This window comes from Aeromonas sp. S5(2024) (assembly GCF_041403025.1).
Classification (GTDB): Bacteria; Pseudomonadota; Gammaproteobacteria; order Enterobacterales; family Aeromonadaceae; genus Aeromonas; species Aeromonas hydrophila.
Window position 1 is genome coordinate 23,294 of sequence record NZ_JBGLRI010000003.1, and the last position, 16,269, is coordinate 39,562.

Below are 16,269 nucleotides of genomic sequence, written 5' to 3' on the forward strand. Positions count from 1 at the left end.
GTATCAAAAGGTTTGCAAAAATCAAACCCAGGATCTCTCAGTGCGCTTATCAGCAACTCCACAAGAAATTCTTTATGTGAAATTGATAACCCACTGGTACTAGGATCATGGAAAAACATTTTTTCAATAAGTTACAAACATCACCCCTATTGTTTGGAGCAAACTTATTAAAATACACGCCTAGCGTCTCTTCACGACCATAGATATCTAAATTACCGATGAAGTCAGATACTGAAGGTTTAAATTCAATTTTTGTGTTTTGGCAATACACCTCATATCTTCCTTATGTTCTTATATGAAACCGAACCCTCATCAAAGAAAAAACTCCAGCGTGGAATTTTTCAACATACAAGTGATGAATAAATACTCATATAAAAAGATGACTGGTCTTCACCAACAGAATAACTGTATTCATCTTTAGAAATAAAGATAACGTTCCCATCTTTATTTATCATAACAAAGTCATCAAGAAATCCATTTGATGTTACAGACTGTTTTATAATTCTCTCTAAAACTCCCCCGTCAGAGCTTAGCTGAACCTCAACATCTATATTCACATCTTTAGAGTTAAAGATAAGCAACCATGCGCCTCCCTCCCCTTTAGAAATATGGATGAAGTGGCGAATCAAGGCAGTTATTGCAGCATCAGAATCATGATACTCATTGATGACATTAGCTCGAGAAAAAACCTTCTTATAAAACTCTGAAGCAGGGGATTGTTCAATAAAGCGATAGTTACAGTTAAGTCCCTCAAAAAACATCGAGGTATTTTTCTGCTTCATATAGAGCTTAAGTCTAGAATTCATTTCTTTACCTTCCCTTTTCTGAAACCAAATTTTATTTCAGGAAAATGCCCTGGGTACTGTTTGTACTTGCCGGGAAGCATGGGAGAACCTTTACTATCATCAGCGCCATGAAAGTGAGGGCCTCGACCAAACTTGTCATCATCATGAAGCACGATATATTTTTTGCTCCCATGAACATCAAACTCATAGACAGTTCGATTCTCATATTCTTTATCATAAACATATTTATGTGTTTTATATTGAGCTGAACGTGGGATGCCTGCTGCTTCTTTTGCAGCGCGAAAGCTCTCACGCCTTGAAGGCGACGCAGCGGGACACTGTCCCGGCACATTACTTAACCCCAGTGGATCCACCCAGCCAGTCGGGTTCGGAGCATACTGATAATTGTTAAGGCCACCGGCCAAGCCTATCGGGTCGGGGGTGATAAATCTACCCGTGTCGGGCTGGTAGTAACGGTGGCGGTTGTAGTGAAGCCCCGTCTCGGCGTCAAAATACTGCCCCTGGAAACGCAAGGGCGTTGCCACCTCGGCGATCTCTTCGCGCCAGACATTGCCATAGGCTCGATAGCGCACCTGCCAGGCGGTAGCCCCGCTTGTGCGGGTCAGTGCCAATGGTGTACCAAGGTGGTCAAGCTGGTAATGGAATACCTCAGCCTTCTGCCCTTCCCCTTCCAGTTGTGCCAAGGGTTTGAAACTGCCGGGTTCATAGATAAAGCTGCGGTACTGCTCGTCAGTACGGCGCTGATCATCACCGAGCTGATAACTGCTCTCAGCAATCAGGTTGTTGGCCTGCCACAAGAATTCGGTGACTTGCCCGCCTTTTGCTCCGCTCACTGTCTTGCGAATGCGACGACCAAAGGCATCGTAGTCATAACAGGCGGTGCTGCCATCGGGCAGCTCAGCCCGCACCAGTTGATGCTGACAATCGTAGTGATAGCGGGTCACCAGTTGCTGGCCCTTGCCGCGCCGCTCTACTGCCAATCGGCCAAATTCGTCGTACTCGAAGTGACGATCGCCACTCAACAGCAGCCGGTTCCCCTGGGTACGGGCCCCATCGAATGGACCACCCGAGCTTTCACCCAGGAGGTTGCCGGCAGGGTCATGCAGGAAGCGCTCGGTCAACTCGCCCCGCACTTCCAGCAAGCGGTCCAGCGGATCGTAGCGGTAGTGCACCTCTCCCTGCACGCTGTCATCAATGCGTAGCAGGTTGCCCGTTGCGTCATAACCGTAACGCCGCTCGCGGGAGACCTGTTTGCCCCGCTGCAGACGCAATGCCGTCAGGCGCCCCTGCTCGTCATATTCGTACTGCTGGGTAAGCGCCCCTTGCTGCCTGCGCAGCTCAAGCCCACCCACCACCTGGTGGCGCGTGAGCTCGGCACCGTTGAGATCAATTCCGCCAAGCGCTCCGTGCTGATAGTGATAGCCAAGTTGGTTGCCGTCGGGCAGTTGCCAATGTGACAGCCGCCCCATGGCATCGTATTGGAAATGGCTTGAGGCCCACCCCTGATGCTCCGCCAGCAGATGACCGGCACTATCGTAGTCAAATGCCATGGGCCAGGCGCCATCATCGACCCGGATGAGCTGACCGTGACCGTCGTACTCAAAGGCGATCTCGCGGCCATCTGGCAGGGATTTTGTCAACAAGCGCCCCATGGGGTCGCGCTCATAGCGAGTGACCAGTTCGGTCTCCTGCTTGCCGAACTCCACCTTTTCGCTCAGACGTCCGTTGAGGTCATAACGGTAGACGGTGGTGCGCCCATCAAAACCGGTTTCCCGTGCCACCAGCCCGTTGGGATGGTAGTGGATACGATGCTGTTCACCATGCTCGTTCTCAATCTCGCTGAGGAAGAGCTTGGCGTTGTCATAGCGGTATTTGAGCTCGCTGCCATCTGGGTTGATGCGCCGACTCACGAGATGAAGGCCGGGGTGATATTCAAAACGTGTCTCACGTCCCTGCTCGTCCCACTGCGCCGTTACCTTGCCATAGGCGTTGTACTCATAGCGACGAATGCCGCCTCCGGGCAAATGAACGGTACTCAGACGATCGGCCGCGTCCCATTCATAGCGTGTGATTGCGCCACGCGGATCTTGCCGCACGATCTGGCGGCCCCGCTCGTCATAGCGCCAGCGGCTTATCCCGCCATCAACCCCTTTCTCTTCGATCAACTGGCCTAGGCGGTTCCACACCAGCTCGGTGCGGCTCCCGTCTGGGTGAACCACAGCGCAGAGCTTGCCCTGGGGGGTATAGTCATAACGGGTTTCGCTCCCCAGAGGATCCCGCCTGGTAATCAGATCGCCTTGCAGGTTGTGCTCGAAACGCCATTCGCGCTCCCCCTGCACTATCTTGCGAACCCGGCCATCCCAATATTGATAGACAGTTTGAGTACCATCGGGAGCAACTTCGAGGGACAAAAGCCCTTCTTCGTCATAGTGATAATGGGTCTCGGCCCCCAGCGGATCACGGACCAGCACTTTCTGCCCTTTGGCGTTGTAGGCAGACTCGGTAATCGCACCATCCGGATCCTGCTGGCGAACAAGACGCGCCTGACTGTCGTGCTGATACACTTCCTGACTGCCATCGGCATTGATGACCGCTACCTCACCTTTGTCATCATCCCAGCTATAGGTGACATCAAAGCCCGCCACATCGCTCCAGTGACGGATGGCTCGGGCGGCCTTGCCTTCCCCTTCCCCTTCCCACTCCCAGAAGAAGGCGGCACCCCCCGCCAGACGGCGCTCCACAATGACCCCATCATCACGATAGCGATATCGCTCGCACTCCCCGGCCCCATTCTCAGCCGCCACCAGGTGACCATGGGCATCGTAGTGGTAGCGTTGCAGCGTGGCTTGGGGCTGCCAGGCAATGCTATCAAAGCGCAGCGACTCGAGCGCCATGATGTGGTCGCCCTCATAGGCGAGACGAAGGGCCAGCCCCCCTTCGTTTTCCACCCAGGCGGGGCGTCCTTGACAGTCAGAGCGTACCGTCAGCCGATTGCCGTAGGGATCGGAAAAACCGCTCAGCCGCCCGCTGTCGCCATGCCAAGTGAAATGCAGGAATGGCGAGCCGGCCTTGGCCACGATGACCTCATCAGTCTCGTCACCGAGGTAGACCGCCGCCTCCGACAGCAGGTTGGTCACCATGGGTTTGGCTATCGATGGCAATGGCAGTTCAGTTGCCAGGGACTCCTCATCCCACCAGGTCAGGGTATCACCGTGACGTTCAAGCCGGTGCGCAAGGGCATGAGTCCAGCCGCTCCCCATGCCGCAGGATTGCGAGACGGCGGACGTGCGATAGAGGCGCCCAAAGACAAAGGACAGCAAACCGGGCAGTTCGCCATCTTGCAAGGCCAGCAGTTCTTCCCCGGTCACCATGGAGACCGGGCAGTTGTTTTTGCAGGTTTTGGCTTCAGGTTGATGGGGGCGATTGGCCGGGGTAACTGCCTGTTTGGAGGCATCAGGAGTCTTGTTCACCTGCTTGATCTCGGTGTGCCCCTGGAACCGGCGTTTGGCCGCCGTTCCTTTTTCCACCAACGTTTTGGCATTGCCATCGACCAACTTGAGATCCGCTTTTTTGGCCGGGCTCAACGGAGCCGCCCCCGCGACCAGCACTTTTTTCGCCTTCTGGGCGTGCTGGGCCAGGTTGTGTTTCTTGGAGAGATTGACCAAGGAGGTGACCAGTCGCATGACCCGGTCACTGTTCTTGGCCATGGAAGCAGCCTTGGCACCATAGCGCGCCGCAAGGCCAGCCCCTCCGGTCAGCACCACACCGATGATCACATCAATCAGCACCGACGAAATCACCTGAGCACCAAACTCGGTTTGCTGATCAGGGGGCAACATCTTGACCCAGCACACCAAGGCATAGGCATAAAGATAAAGCAGCGCTTCATCTTGTAGTACCAGCATGGCAGCTTCCATCTGGGAGGCCCCAGCCTTGGCCATTGCAGCTGCGTCCACTCCGAAGGCGGCCAGCTTTTTGGCGTTGCCTACCGGATCGGCCAGCAGGTTGTAGATGGTTTTAAGATCGTCCCACACCCCGACCAGTGCCTTGCCGATACCGCTTGCTGCCGCAAGAGCATGGCTGCCAAACCCACCACCAGTACCGCTGTAACGAGCCCAGGCAGCCTTGTGCTCACTGTTCCACTCCTTGGTAAGCCATGCCTCCAGGTCTTTTTGAACGGGAACATAAGAGGTGAACAAGGTATCCAGATCGCTCTTCTTCACATTGGGGTAGAAGGTAACCCGATAGGACTTGCCCGGGGTTAGCTTACCGACCTCGGCAATGCCCTTGCCATCCAGGGTTCCCTCCTTGGCTACCGCCTCGCTGACAAATCGTCCGCGCACCAGTTTCCCCGCCTCCACCTTGTACGGGGTATTGCCGATGGGAATAAAACGTACGGATTCAAACAGATGAACCAGACGCAAGGTGCCGCTTAGCGGGCATTGCGTCACCACGGACTGCGCCTTCTTGCTGCTGGACGATGCCGTGATGGTCTTGTCGCCCACCTTGATGGTCTGCTCCATGTCCATGCTGAGCATGTCGCCCAGAAAGAAACTCTCGGCATCCTTGCGATAGGCATTCAGAACGTTGCGATAATCGGCGATCACTTCGTTGAAGACGGCCTGGCCGGCATTGCTCATGCTTGAACCTCATTGATCAGCGCGGCTTCCAGCGCCGGAAATAGATCGATATCAGGGGATGAATGACGGGAGACAAAGCGAGCAACCTTGCAGCGCAGGTTCGCCTCTGGAAATGACCAGTAGAGCTGACCGTTTTGATCCGCCAACTGCTGCATCAGGTTGTTGACGAGGGGACCGGTATCCTGCCTCGCCAATGTCGCGGCAATGACAGGGGGCAGCTCCCACCAGGGAAAAGGGCGCGCAGCACGCGGCTCCGTAAGCTCCCATGAGAATACACTCCCAAGACACCACAAGCTCCTCATCTCAGGCAGCAGTGCAGTCACACCATCACCAAGCTGATTGACAATGCTCGACAGGTACTTCCCATCCCAATAACGAAAGAAGACCGCTTCCCCCTGATGCCAAACCTGGGTCAGTCCCTGCAGATGAGCATAAAGGGAATCGATAGACTGATCGCTTGCAACGAGCCAACCCCAGTCATGCGCATCCGTCGTCTCTGCCCAATCGATGAATGGGCTGTCTTTGTCGAGCGCCACCAGATAGGGCATCACAGACAACCAGTCATGGTAAGGGGTGCCCAGATACAACCCTCGTGGTGTGTCTCGACCATCCAGCTGGTAATAATGCTGCAAAGGCGCCGCGTCACTCGCCGCCGCCAATAGGGCGTAAAGGGGAGCAGATTGCATCTGCACCCATTCCTTCAGCGCTGTGGTCTCAAATTTCACAACCACTCTCCTTGCATTTTTCGCACTCTTCGCAGAAAGGAGCGGCACTCTTCATGGTGGCCAGTTGGGCAGGGCTAAGCGGTACCTTGGGTATAGGGGGTACACTGACTCCCAAGGGCCCTAGTGGCGATTTTCCAGCCCACCCAGTTCCCGAGCCGGCGCTGCCACCCGAGTTCATCTTGATGGTGGGGCCGACCAGGGTGACACCGCCGCCATCAACCTTGATGAAGCAGCCGCCGACCTTGACGGTAATTTCAGAACCCGCTTCCAGCACCACCTTGGCACCGGCTTTTACGTGCACTTCCTGCCCCGCCTGGGTGAGCCAGCTCTGACCGAGTTTTTGATGCATGGAGGTATCGACACTCAGCGAGTAGTCGGCTTTTATCTGGTCCCGCTTCTCACCCTCTACCGTCAGGTGGTCATTGGCCTTGATGCGGGACACCCGCTCATTGTCGATATCGGTGTGCTGGTCGTGCTTGATGTGCCAGGCAGCATCGTTCTCGATAAGCACGTTCAGGTCTTTCTGACCGTGGATGTAAATCTCTTCCTGCCCCGTCTGGTCTTCAAAGCGCAGCTCGTTGAAACCCTCACCCTGGTGGGTTTCGGTGCGCAGCACGGTGCGGGTCTTGTTGGCCGGCAACTCATACGGCGGCCGGTTGGTGGCATGATAGGTGCGACCAGTCACGATGGGCTGGTCGGGGTCCCCTTCCAAAAAGCTCACGATGACCTCGTGGCCGATGCGCGGGATGGCCATCATGCCGTACTGACCGCCGGCCCAGCCCTGGGATACTCGCACCCAACAAGAGCTCTGGTCGTTGCTCGAACCGTAGCGGTCCCACGGGAATTGTAGTTTGACCCGGCCATGCTCGTCGCAGTAAATCTCCTCCCCTTCGGGGCCCACCACCATGGCGATTTGCGGGCCATCCACCATCGGCTTGTGAGGGGCCTCCGGGCTGCCGATGCGTGCCCGCCAGGTGGTGCTCGCTTTCACCACCCCGAATTCGTTGTGGTAGACGGTCGGGCCGCTGCCGCCTTCTTCTTCTAAGGCCTGGGGTTGCTCACCGGTATGGCGGATATGGACGATTTGCCAGTCGGTGTTGAGGCTGCCGTTGGGATGTTCAGTGAGTGAAAAGTGCTGACCCGGCAGCAAAGCCGCGCAGTTGGACTTAGCCTGGCCCGCCACCGCGTCATTGCGCAGCGCATCGAGCCGATGTTGGGCAAAGGCCTTGCCGCTACCATCCTGCTTGTAGCGGCCCGGGAAATCGAAGTGCTGGTAGGTGTCGCGCTGGTGCTCGAGCTCACAGCCCTGCTTCTTGTGAGAGAGGCCATAAGCCGGGGTCTTGAAGCTGTAGTCCTTGAGCTCCACATCCGAGGAGCGCACCGCCTCCCGATAGTGGAACTGGCGCACATAGGGGCCTTGCTCCAGCGAACGGTTGCCGAGGTTGAAGAAGAGCTCGGGGCCGGCGGTCAGGGCGGCTGCGTCATCGGCAAACACGATGCGGTGCTTGCCCGCTTCAAACTCGTGGAAGTAGAACATCCCCTCTTCGGCGGCGAGTCGGTTCACGAAATCGAGGTCGGTTTCCCGGTACTGGACGCAGTACTCCCGCTGGGCATGCTCGTTCTTGAGGGCAAAGGCATAATCGGTGATGCCGTGCTCTTGCAACAGGATGGAGAGGATTTCATCGGGCTTTTGCGCTTGGAAGATGCGGGAGTTCTGGCGAAGCGACAGACGCCACAACGCCGGCTGCACCAGCAGCTGATAGCGGGTGCGGCGAAAACCGCTGTCACCCTGCGCAAAGTCACTGACCACTCCGCACACCCGACGCTGCAGCTCACCGTTGTACCACACCAGCAGCTCGCACGGCTGGTCCAGCACGGCGCCAAAGTCGATGTCGGGCTGGGCACTTGCCAGTTCCAGGCGCAGGTTGAACGGCCGGTTGAGCCCTTCATCCAGCGCAAACTCGGCCACCACGAAGGTGCTCTCGGGCAGGGCCCCCACCTTGACGGTAAATTGTAATCCAGTGCTGTCTGCCATCGCTGAGCGCCTCTGAGATGTCGTGTAGCCCCATCAGGCGGGGCACTGCAAGCCAGGTGAGAGATCCGCCATCGCCCCGGTTTTTCTGACACCATGGCTACCGCACGCCCTTGACGGCGTGCGGCAAGACGTAAACCCGGATTTTTTCTTGTACCCGCTCACACCAGGCAAACGGACATAAGAAAAATGAGGGGGAAATAAGCTGACTCGGTTGAAAGCAACAGCTAAGCGTTAAGAAAACAAGGGGCACCGCACGCAGTGCCCCTGATGGGCAAGTTACGCCTCGATCGGCGCACGCCAGTCGTCCGCACCGGAAGTGCCGGCAACGGTGTGTTCCCAATCGATTTTGCGGTAGGCCAGAGAGACCTGGATCAGCTGGGTGAAGTCAGACTTCGCCGGATCCTGGCAGTGGGGCATCTGGCAGTCGATGTCAACGATGGTGGCATCGGTCAGCACGGTAGAGAAGAAGTGCTCCTGCTTGCCCTCGACGGAGGTGCGGTACCACTTCAGGGTCACTTTCGGCAGCATTTCGCCGGAGGCCAAGGAGTTGTACATCAGCGGCACGGCCTTGTTCAGCGCAACGGTGAACTTGAACGGCTTGTGGACACGCTGACCAGCAGGCTGACCGGATTGCGGATCGGTCGGCACGGTCACGACGTGCTGGAACTCTTGTACCAGCATCTCGTCTTCGTGGCCCTGCACGAAGATGTTGCCGACGGAATCGGAGGTGAAGGCACCAGCGGTGATGTTGCCCTGAGTTTTACCTTCGATGCTGATATAACATGGAGTTGGCATGGGTATGCTCCTGATTGGTTGAACGGTAATGACACTCGACCGAATCCGTTAGCAGTGACCATGCCAAACAGTTTTTTCGTTAAAAAACAAATAATTAAAATAAACTCTCACTTGCACAGCCGCCATGCGGCGCAACAAGTTGCGTAGGTGGCACATAAAACTACACGACTTTGCACAACTAGCATCAATCACTAAAAGAATGGCAACCTATTGCGCAAGGCAGAGTTTGTATCTGTCTTCTTCACCTATTACCCGACGATCACTTACTGAAGATAAGCACTTGGCCAATCAAAGCCTGAGCGACCAAAGACTCTCACCATTGGCAGAGAGAAACAGAAAGAAGCGCGCCAATATGTCTTCGAAAAACAGACCTCTTGGCGCCAGCGTAATAAGGAAGAAGGGAGGCAACGTGGTGAGCGCGCTGCTCAATGAGATGGACAGCTTGGCAAGCCTCCTTGCATAACGCCCAGGCGGGCTACCCTGCCCACAGGTCGAGCCTGGGCCAGAACCGGGCTGTCTTCAACCCATAAAGTAAAAGGGCCTGTCTTTCGACAAGCCCTTTTACTTTATTTGGCGATGAAGGAAGAATGATTCGCCACTGCGTGGCCCACCCCTTCGGGGCGGCCTGCGGCCGTTCATCGCAGCAAGCTGCTCTGCTCGAACCCGGCGAGAGTTCTCCCCCCCCTCTTCGACATGAGCGGATAATTCTTCCCCCAAAGCAAAAAACCGTCCATCAGGTCGGTTTTTCAATCTGCACGCTGGGTCGGGATTGACTCGCGCCATCCATGACGCTCGCCCTGCGGGCGGTCTCTGGCCGTCTAGGCGGACTATCCTGCCCGCCTGTCGAACCAGGGCGCGAACCGCGCCGCCCGTCACCGGATAAAACAAAAGGGCCTGTCTTGTGACAGGCCCTTTTGTTTTATTTGGCGGTGAGGGAGGGATTCGAACCCTCGATACGTTGCCGTATACACACTTTCCAGGCGTGCTCCTTCAGCCACTCGGACACCTCACCAAATTTTGGTCTGTTGTTTAACGTGCTCAGCCAGCACGGTGTTCGCTGCGCCGTTGCGCTGGAACGGGGCGTAATTTAGGGGAAAGCCCCGCCGGCGTCAACGGCTTTTTGCATCAGGCGAACCGTTCGCACATTTAACGCACAAATTAGTGCACAGACTCCGGTGCAACCTGGACTTCCGGCAGATTCAGGAAGCCCAATCGCTCGCATTCGGAGACCACTTCATGCGTGGTAGCGATGGTGCTTTCAACGAACAGCAGGAACTGCTCGACCGACAGACCGGCCTTGGTGAAGACGGTGTGGCCCACCACCAGACGCGGCAGGTTGTCATCGATGATGTCGAGGAACACCTTGAGCGACGGATACTGCATGTTGAGACGACCCAGTTCGGCCACCAGCGGCAGCAAGGCGGAGGGACGCACCTCCAGCTCGGATGAAAACAGCAGCCCTTCCTCTTCGACGAAGATCCGGCTCTCCTGAATGCCTTCGACGGACTGCAGAGAGACAATGTGGATACCGTGGCACTGATCACAGACGTAGTGCTCGATACGAGCCTGCTGCAACCAACGCATTATCATTTCGGAGCTGGGGATATTCATCATTTCCACGACACAATTGGGATCAAGGGGCGCAGTCTAAACCAATTTTCCGGCAACCAAAAGCGCACTGGCCGGATAAGCACATGCCTCGCTTCTTTTTGGCAAGCCGCCTGCATATACTCAGCCCATTCCAGCGCCACACTCGCCCCACAGGGGGCTAAATGACCATCCAAGAAAAGTACCGCCTGCATCTGAAATCCCTCTCGGATGAACTCTTGATCCTGCAAAAGCCCATCCGCATTCTGGATGCCATCAAGTGGCCCCGTCACCTGCAGGCCGACTTTCTGGCCAGTGGCGGACGCAAGCTGCCGGCCGTCGACAAGGTCTTCTATGATGGCCTCCCCCTCGGCTTCGATCCCCGCAACAAGTATCTGGAGCTCAAGGAGCTGCGGGACAGGATCCGCCGCCGACTCGGCCCCCAGGACGAGCTTGGCCGCATCCTGCAGGAGACGGTGGATCAATACATGGTGGTCATCGAGATGCTGCGCCAGCGCGGCCAACCGGATTTTCTGCGCTACAGCCAGCTGCTGTACGGTTCGGCCGGCGATCACCTGCGCGGCGATCGCAAGACCCTCAAGGAGCTGGGCGCGAGGCTGTGCGACATCTTCTCCCTGCCCGGCGCCCGCCACCTGGTTCGCCCCTACCCCAAAGAGTTCGAGGGGGAAGCGGCGGTGGCCAAATTGCAGGACAAGCTGTCGAGCTATTTCAGTGACGGCACCGTGCAGGTCAAGCTGAGCGATGGCATCGTCTCGGACGCGGCGGCCGGCGGCGATTACATCAAGCTCAACTCCCACGCCCGCTTCTCCGAGCTGGATCTGCAGGTGCTGGAGGTCCACGAGGGCTGGGTGCACGTGGGCACCACCCTCAACGGGCGCCAGCAACCCTATGCCACCTGGCTCAGTGCCGGCTCGCCGCGCATCACCGCCTGTCAGGAGGGGTTGGCGGTGCTGATAGAAACCCTCACCTTCAGCTCGTTCCCAGACCGGGCCAAGCGCATCTCGGATCGGGTGATGGCCATCGACATGGCCGAGCGCGGCGCCGACTTCATCGAAGTGTTCCAGCACTTCGTCGGCCAGGGCACCAGCGAACACGACGCCTACAAGATCACCCAGCGAGTCTTTCGCGGCGGCATGGTCGAGGGGGGAGCCTGCTTCACCAAGGATCTCTCCTATGTGAAGGGCTATGTGGAGACGGTCAACTTCATCCGCAGCGCCGTGCTGGAGGGGGTGCCCGAGATCCTGCCCATGCTGTTTGTCGGCAAGGTGACCCTGGACGACATCCCGGTGCTCTATCAGCACTATCTGGAGGGGCTCATCAGTGCGCCCCGTTATCTGCCACCCATGTTTCGCGATCTCACCGGTCTCTACGTCTGGTTTGGCTTCGCCTCCGGCATGTCGCTGGTGGATATCGGCCGGGTGCAGCAGCACTTTCGCCAGCTGTTCCACCGCCTGCCGGTGGCCGATCCCATCATAGCCCCCGTCGACATCGAGATTGACTGAGCCGCCAGCAACAAAAAAGGCGCCAGATTGGCGCCTTTTTCTATCCACCCATCGCGATGAAGAGCGGGTTATTTGAATGCTCGTCCTTCCAGATAGTGTTTGCGGCACAGGGAGACATAACGATCATTGCCGCCGATCTCCACCTGCTCGCCATCGCGCATCACCTGACCGGCCTCATTGACCCTGGAGTTCATGTGCGCCTTGTTGCCGCACCAGCAGATGCTTTTCAGCTCCTCGAACTTGTCGGCCAGGCAGAGCAGGTGGTAGGAGCCGGGAAACAGCTCGCCGCGAAAATCGGTCTTGAGGCCGTAGGCGATCACCGGAATGTCCTGCTCGTCGACGATGCGGGCCAGCTGATAGACCTGCTCCTTGGTCAGGAACTGGGCTTCATCGACGATGAACACGTCGATGTGCCGCTCGGCATGGCGGGCTTTTACCATCTCGAACAGATCGCAGCTATCGCTGAACACCTCGACTCTCAGCTCCAGCCCCACCCGGGCACTGATCACCCCGACCCCGAAGCGGTCGTCGATGGCGGGTGTCATGGCCAAGGGATGCATGCCCCGCTCCAGATAATTGAAGTGCGCCTGAATGAGCTGGGTCGATTTGCCTGAATTCATGGTGGCAAACTTGTAGTGCAGTGAAGCCATGGTACTGTTCCGAAACTGAATTTATGGAGCGCATGCTAACCAAAGCCCCCAACAAAACCAAGGGGCCTGGCGGCCCCTTGTTCTTTTTATGCGATGGCCAGGTCCGCTTGGGACCTTGCCTTGCGCAAATGGTAGCTGGAGAAGATGACGAACCAGAGCGCACTGACGCTAAAACCTGCCAGCACCGAGTGCATCAGCCCCATTACCAGATAACCGAGGGCGGCACCAAAGGCGATGGCCAGGGCATAGGGCAGCTGGGTCATCACGTGGTCGATGTGGTGGCAACCTGCACCGGTGGCCGACAGGATACTGGTGCTGGAGATGGGCGAGCTGTGGTCGCCGAACACGGAACCGGCCAGCACGGCGGCCAGCATCGGCAGCATCAGCGTGATGTCACTGGCCGCCGCCATGTCGCCGGCCAGCGGCAGCATGATGCCGAAGGTACCCCAGCTGGTGCCGGTGGCAAACGCCATGGCGCAGGAGAGGATAAAGACCACGGCAGGCAGCACTTCGATGGGCAGGTTGCCGTTGGCAAGCGATGCCAGGTACTTGCCGGTCTCGACGTCACGCACCACGGCGCCGATGGTCCAGGCAAACAGCAGGATGTTGATGGCCGGCAACATGGCCATGACCCCTTGCGGCGCAGCCTTGATCCAGTTCTTGGCGCCGAGCTTGAGACGCATGGCCAGACCGATGGAGACCACCAGGCTGCACAGGGCGCCATACACCAGGGACGAGCCGACGTTGGTATTCTCGAACGAGCCGAGCACGCTGAACGGCTCGCCATTGGCAGCCAGCACGGCGGCGCCGGAGTCAATCATGAAGTAGACGGTGGCCGCGGTCAGGGTCAGGATCGGCAGCACCATGTCGATCATGCCGCCGTTGCTCTCCTCCGGGCTCTCCATGTCCAGGCCGATGGGGCGGCCCTTGGACTCATCCCACAGCTTGCCTTCCAGCGCCCACTGCTCGTGCTGACGCATCGGGCCGATGTCGAGCTGGAACGCGATCACCACCAACACCATGATCAGGGTGAACACCGCATAGAGGTTCATCGGGATCATCTCGACGAAGGCGGAGATGGGGCTCTGCCCGGTGATGCCGTGAGCCGCCATGATGCCGCCGACCAGGGCGATGATATAAGCACCCCAGGAGGAGATGGGCATCAGCACGCAGACCGGTGCGGCGGTGGAGTCCAGCAAGTAGGCCAGCTTGGCGCGGGAGATCTGGAAGCGGTCGGTCACCGGACGGCAGATGGCCCCCACCGACAGGCTGTGGAAGAAGTCATCGATGAAGAAGGCAAAGACCATCATGCCGGTCAGCGTCTTAGCCCCCTTGCGGGTCTTGGCGCGCTTGGCGGCCCACTCGGCGAAGGCCCGGGTCGCACCGGAAACGCTCATCAGGCTGATGAGGCCGCCCAGCAGCAGCATGAACAGCAGCATGTTGATGTTGTCACGGTTGAGTGCCCCGTCGACCCAGAAGATCTTGAGCACGGTGTTCAACATGTAATGCAGGGAATCGAGGGGAGAAAACTGGTTCAGCAGCAGGCTGCCAGTGACTATGCCCACCCCCAGCGACAGCAGGACGCGGCGGGTCAGGATTGCCAGGGCGACGGCCAGCAGGGGCGGAATGATTGACCAACCGGAGTCGGCGTAGTGAATGATGTCCATGATCTCTTTGCACCTAAAGACAGCAGGTGGAGATCTACCGAGAGGATAAAGAAACAAAACCCATGGGGAGGTAATACTCCTCAGCCCCTTCAGGTAGCGCTCCATAGTGGATGACTATGGCAGTCCTGCACCTATTAGATGCAGAACCAGCAGCCCGGTATGATGGCCTGGCCACTTCGGCGCTGACTCCTTTCCTCGTGCATCACAGGCATCACCCTCCGCACAAGTAGTCATAGGCAGCGCGCCTCTACTTAAAGGTATTCGAGGCACATTTTATCGTGCCGACACGTTATAGCAAGTTTTTTGATTAAATCACCAAATGGCGTGGCTTAAAATGGCATGGTGGTAGTCAAATGGTGCAAACATTATGATTTTGTCGCTATTTTCATCTATCAAGAACTCAGTCGAGTATGTACATTGCCAATATTGCTGAATCGGGCCTGAATCCAAAATAGATCACTTAATTTCCACTATGAATTTATTAATTCAGCTGACTTGACTTGATCATAAATGGCCGTATAAATTAGCCAAAATTACTATATCTATTTAATTCACTCTTTTGCTCGCGTGGTGAACACTATGAACGAATTTTTGAAAGTCCTGCTGAATGTCCGTAGCCTGCGTGCCACTTGCCGTGAGCTGACGCTGGAACAATTGGAAGAAGGTCTGGAAAAGCTCTCCGCTATTGTCAGCGAGCGCCAGCAGGATGAAGCCGCCGAGCGTCAGGCTCGCGAAGAACATCTGCGTAAAATTAACGAATATGCCGAAATGCTGAAAGCCGCCGGTATCGATCCGGCCGAATTGGTTGGCACCGTGGCCGTTGAACCAGCCAAGGCCAGCAAGGGCAAACGTGCCCCCCGCCCGGCCAAATACCGTTATATGGACAACGGCGTGGAAAAAACCTGGACCGGCCAGGGCCGCATGCCTTCCGTGATTGCCAAGGCCGTTGCCGAAGGTAAATCCGTCGAAGAATTTGCCATCTGATAAAGCCGCATCGGCGCAATAAAAAACCTCGCATCGCGAGGTTTTTTATTGTCTGTAGCCTGGCTATCAGCCCCGCTCTGCAGCCTTGACCCAGAGCACTTCGGGGGTCGCCGTACAGGCCAGCAGGTAGCGGGCAATGGTGAAGAACCAGTCACTCAGCCGGTTCATGTAGGGCAGAATGGCCGGATTGAGCTGCTCGCTGCGGCTCAGGGTCAGCAGCAGACGCTCGCAGCGCCGGGTGAGGGTTCGCACCACATGGGCTTGCGCCGCCGCACGGGAACCACTGGGCAAAATAAAATTGCGCAGCACAGGTAAATTGGCGCTGTAGGCATCGATCTGCTGTTCCAGCCGCAAGGTCCACTCATTATTCACCTGCCAGATGGCAGCTTCCTGAGCGGCGCTGGAAAATGCCAGCTCCCCTCCCAGATCGAACAATTCCTGTTGCAATAATAACAAGTCAGCCAATAATCCGGTTTCGGCCGCAGGCACCTCGGCAATAAGAAGACCTATATGAGAATTTAATTCATCAATATAACCATAGGTTTCTACCCGCATATCGTCTTTGGCCAGTTGCAGCCCATCGGCCAGGCGAGTCATGCCCTTGTCGCCCTGCCTCGTATATATCCTCATACCGACATCCTGTTAATAATGGGAACAATCATGGATTCCAGCCCGTTGAGCTTGATTTCATAGGCCAGCGCCAGCGTTTGACCCAGTGAACCGGCGGGAAAACCGGTGCGGGCCAGCCACACCAGATAAGGCTCCGGAATATCGATGATGCGACGTCCCCGATATTTGCCGTAAGGCATCTTGTTGGCCAGGGACAACAATACCCGCTCGTCGGACAACCACTCCAT

12 protein-coding genes, 1 tRNA gene and 1 riboswitch are annotated in these 16,269 nt (G+C 56.9%); of the genes, 2 read left to right on the top strand and 11 right to left on the bottom strand.

Going from position 1 to position 16,269, the window contains the following annotated elements:
* Positions 1–341: 341 nt before the first annotated feature.
* From ACB032_RS06690 to ACB032_RS06720, 7 genes are all read right to left on the bottom strand, one after another.
* Positions 342–806, bottom strand: a complete 465-nt coding sequence (locus ACB032_RS06690; RefSeq protein ID WP_371137612.1) for a hypothetical protein — start codon at positions 804–806, stop codon at positions 342–344.
* The gene (locus ACB032_RS06695; RefSeq protein WP_371137613.1) at positions 803–5,446 is read right to left on the bottom strand and encodes an RHS repeat-associated core domain-containing protein; all 4,644 of its coding nucleotides are present in this window, start codon (positions 5,444–5,446) and stop codon (positions 803–805) included. Before ACB032_RS06695 ends, ACB032_RS06690 begins: the two co-directional genes overlap by 4 nt.
* The gene (locus tag ACB032_RS06700; protein WP_371137614.1) at positions 5,443–6,171 is read right to left on the bottom strand and encodes a DUF4123 domain-containing protein; all 729 of its coding nucleotides are present in this window, start codon (positions 6,169–6,171) and stop codon (positions 5,443–5,445) included. The genes ACB032_RS06695 and ACB032_RS06700 overlap by 4 nt, the downstream gene beginning before the upstream one ends.
* Positions 6,161–8,206 (bottom strand): type VI secretion system tip protein TssI/VgrG, encoded by a 2,046-nt coding sequence (gene tssI / locus ACB032_RS06705; RefSeq protein WP_371137615.1) that lies wholly within the window; start codon positions 8,204–8,206, stop codon positions 6,161–6,163. The genes ACB032_RS06700 and tssI overlap by 11 nt, the downstream gene beginning before the upstream one ends.
* Positions 8,207–8,482: 276 nt before the next feature.
* Positions 8,483–9,001 (bottom strand): type VI secretion system effector Hcp1, encoded by a 519-nt coding sequence (gene hcp1 / locus ACB032_RS06710; protein WP_010634822.1) that lies wholly within the window; start codon positions 8,999–9,001, stop codon positions 8,483–8,485.
* A 924-nt stretch (positions 9,002–9,925) separates the two neighbouring features.
* A tRNA-Ser gene (locus ACB032_RS06715) sits at positions 9,926–10,013 on the bottom strand.
* A gap of 146 nt (positions 10,014–10,159) precedes the next feature.
* On the bottom strand, positions 10,160–10,615 hold the full coding sequence (locus tag ACB032_RS06720; protein ID WP_371137616.1) for a YbjN domain-containing protein: 456 nt from the start codon (positions 10,613–10,615) through the stop codon (positions 10,160–10,162).
* Positions 10,616–10,773: 158 nt separating this feature from the next.
* Here ACB032_RS06720 and ACB032_RS06725 point away from each other — a divergent pair, with 158 nt between their 5' ends.
* Positions 10,774–12,111 carry a flavohemoglobin expression-modulating QEGLA motif protein gene (locus ACB032_RS06725; protein ID WP_371137617.1) on the top strand — a complete coding sequence of 446 codons (1,338 nt, stop codon included), beginning with the start codon at positions 10,774–10,776 and terminating at the stop codon, positions 12,109–12,111.
* Positions 12,112–12,179: 68 nt separating this feature from the next.
* Here the strand turns inward: ACB032_RS06725 and ACB032_RS06730 are convergent, their stop codons facing one another.
* A complete protein-coding gene (locus ACB032_RS06730; protein ID WP_011705703.1) occupies positions 12,180–12,761 on the bottom strand; it encodes a thymidine kinase in 582 nt (193 codons plus the stop codon).
* 86 nt (positions 12,762–12,847) lie between these two features.
* Positions 12,848–14,428, bottom strand: coding sequence for a Na+/H+ antiporter NhaC family protein (locus tag ACB032_RS06735; RefSeq protein ID WP_011705702.1), 1,581 nt, complete (start codon positions 14,426–14,428; stop codon positions 12,848–12,850).
* Between the two features lie 86 nt (positions 14,429–14,514).
* Positions 14,515–14,686, bottom strand: a riboswitch (Lysine riboswitch).
* A 321-nt stretch (positions 14,687–15,007) separates the two neighbouring features.
* On the opposite strand from ACB032_RS06735, the gene ACB032_RS06740 reads away from it, so the two are divergent.
* Complete coding sequence (locus tag ACB032_RS06740; protein WP_270826966.1) at positions 15,008–15,412, top strand: H-NS family nucleoid-associated regulatory protein; 405 nt, start codon at positions 15,008–15,010, stop codon at positions 15,410–15,412.
* Positions 15,413–15,478: 66 nt separating this feature from the next.
* On the opposite strand, the gene ACB032_RS06745 is transcribed toward ACB032_RS06740, so the two are convergent.
* Together ACB032_RS06745 and ACB032_RS06750 are read right to left on the bottom strand one after the other, a co-directional pair.
* Positions 15,479–16,042, bottom strand: coding sequence for a cob(I)yrinic acid a,c-diamide adenosyltransferase (locus tag ACB032_RS06745; RefSeq protein WP_011705700.1), 564 nt, complete (start codon positions 16,040–16,042; stop codon positions 15,479–15,481).
* Positions 16,039–16,269, bottom strand: a complete 231-nt coding sequence (locus ACB032_RS06750; protein ID WP_005299948.1) for a DUF3820 family protein — start codon at positions 16,267–16,269, stop codon at positions 16,039–16,041. Before ACB032_RS06750 ends, ACB032_RS06745 begins: the two co-directional genes overlap by 4 nt.

What these genes read in the sequence shown, in the direction of transcription:
- ACB032_RS06690 (WP_371137612.1), bottom strand. Translation starts at nt 806, where the DNA reads ATGAATTCTAGACTTAAGCTCTATATGAAGCAGAAAAATACCTCGATG.
- ACB032_RS06695 (WP_371137613.1), bottom strand. Translation starts at nt 5,446, where the DNA reads ATGAGCAATGCCGGCCAGGCCGTCTTCAACGAAGTGATCGCCGATTAT.
- tssI (WP_371137615.1), bottom strand. Translation starts at nt 8,206, where the DNA reads ATGGCAGACAGCACTGGATTACAATTTACCGTCAAGGTGGGGGCCCTG.
- hcp1 (WP_010634822.1), bottom strand. Translation starts at nt 9,001, where the DNA reads ATGCCAACTCCATGTTATATCAGCATCGAAGGTAAAACTCAGGGCAAC.
- ACB032_RS06720 (WP_371137616.1), bottom strand. Translation starts at nt 10,615, where the DNA reads ATGATGAATATCCCCAGCTCCGAAATGATAATGCGTTGGTTGCAGCAG.
- ACB032_RS06725 (WP_371137617.1), top strand. Translation starts at nt 10,774, where the DNA reads ATGACCATCCAAGAAAAGTACCGCCTGCATCTGAAATCCCTCTCGGAT.
- ACB032_RS06730 (WP_011705703.1), bottom strand. Translation starts at nt 12,761, where the DNA reads ATGGCTTCACTGCACTACAAGTTTGCCACCATGAATTCAGGCAAATCG.
- ACB032_RS06735 (WP_011705702.1), bottom strand. Translation starts at nt 14,428, where the DNA reads ATGGACATCATTCACTACGCCGACTCCGGTTGGTCAATCATTCCGCCC.
- ACB032_RS06740 (WP_270826966.1), top strand. Translation starts at nt 15,008, where the DNA reads ATGAACGAATTTTTGAAAGTCCTGCTGAATGTCCGTAGCCTGCGTGCC.
- ACB032_RS06745 (WP_011705700.1), bottom strand. Translation starts at nt 16,042, where the DNA reads ATGAGGATATATACGAGGCAGGGCGACAAGGGCATGACTCGCCTGGCC.
- ACB032_RS06750 (WP_005299948.1), bottom strand. Translation starts at nt 16,269, where the DNA reads ATGGAGTGGTTGTCCGACGAGCGGGTATTGTTGTCCCTGGCCAACAAG.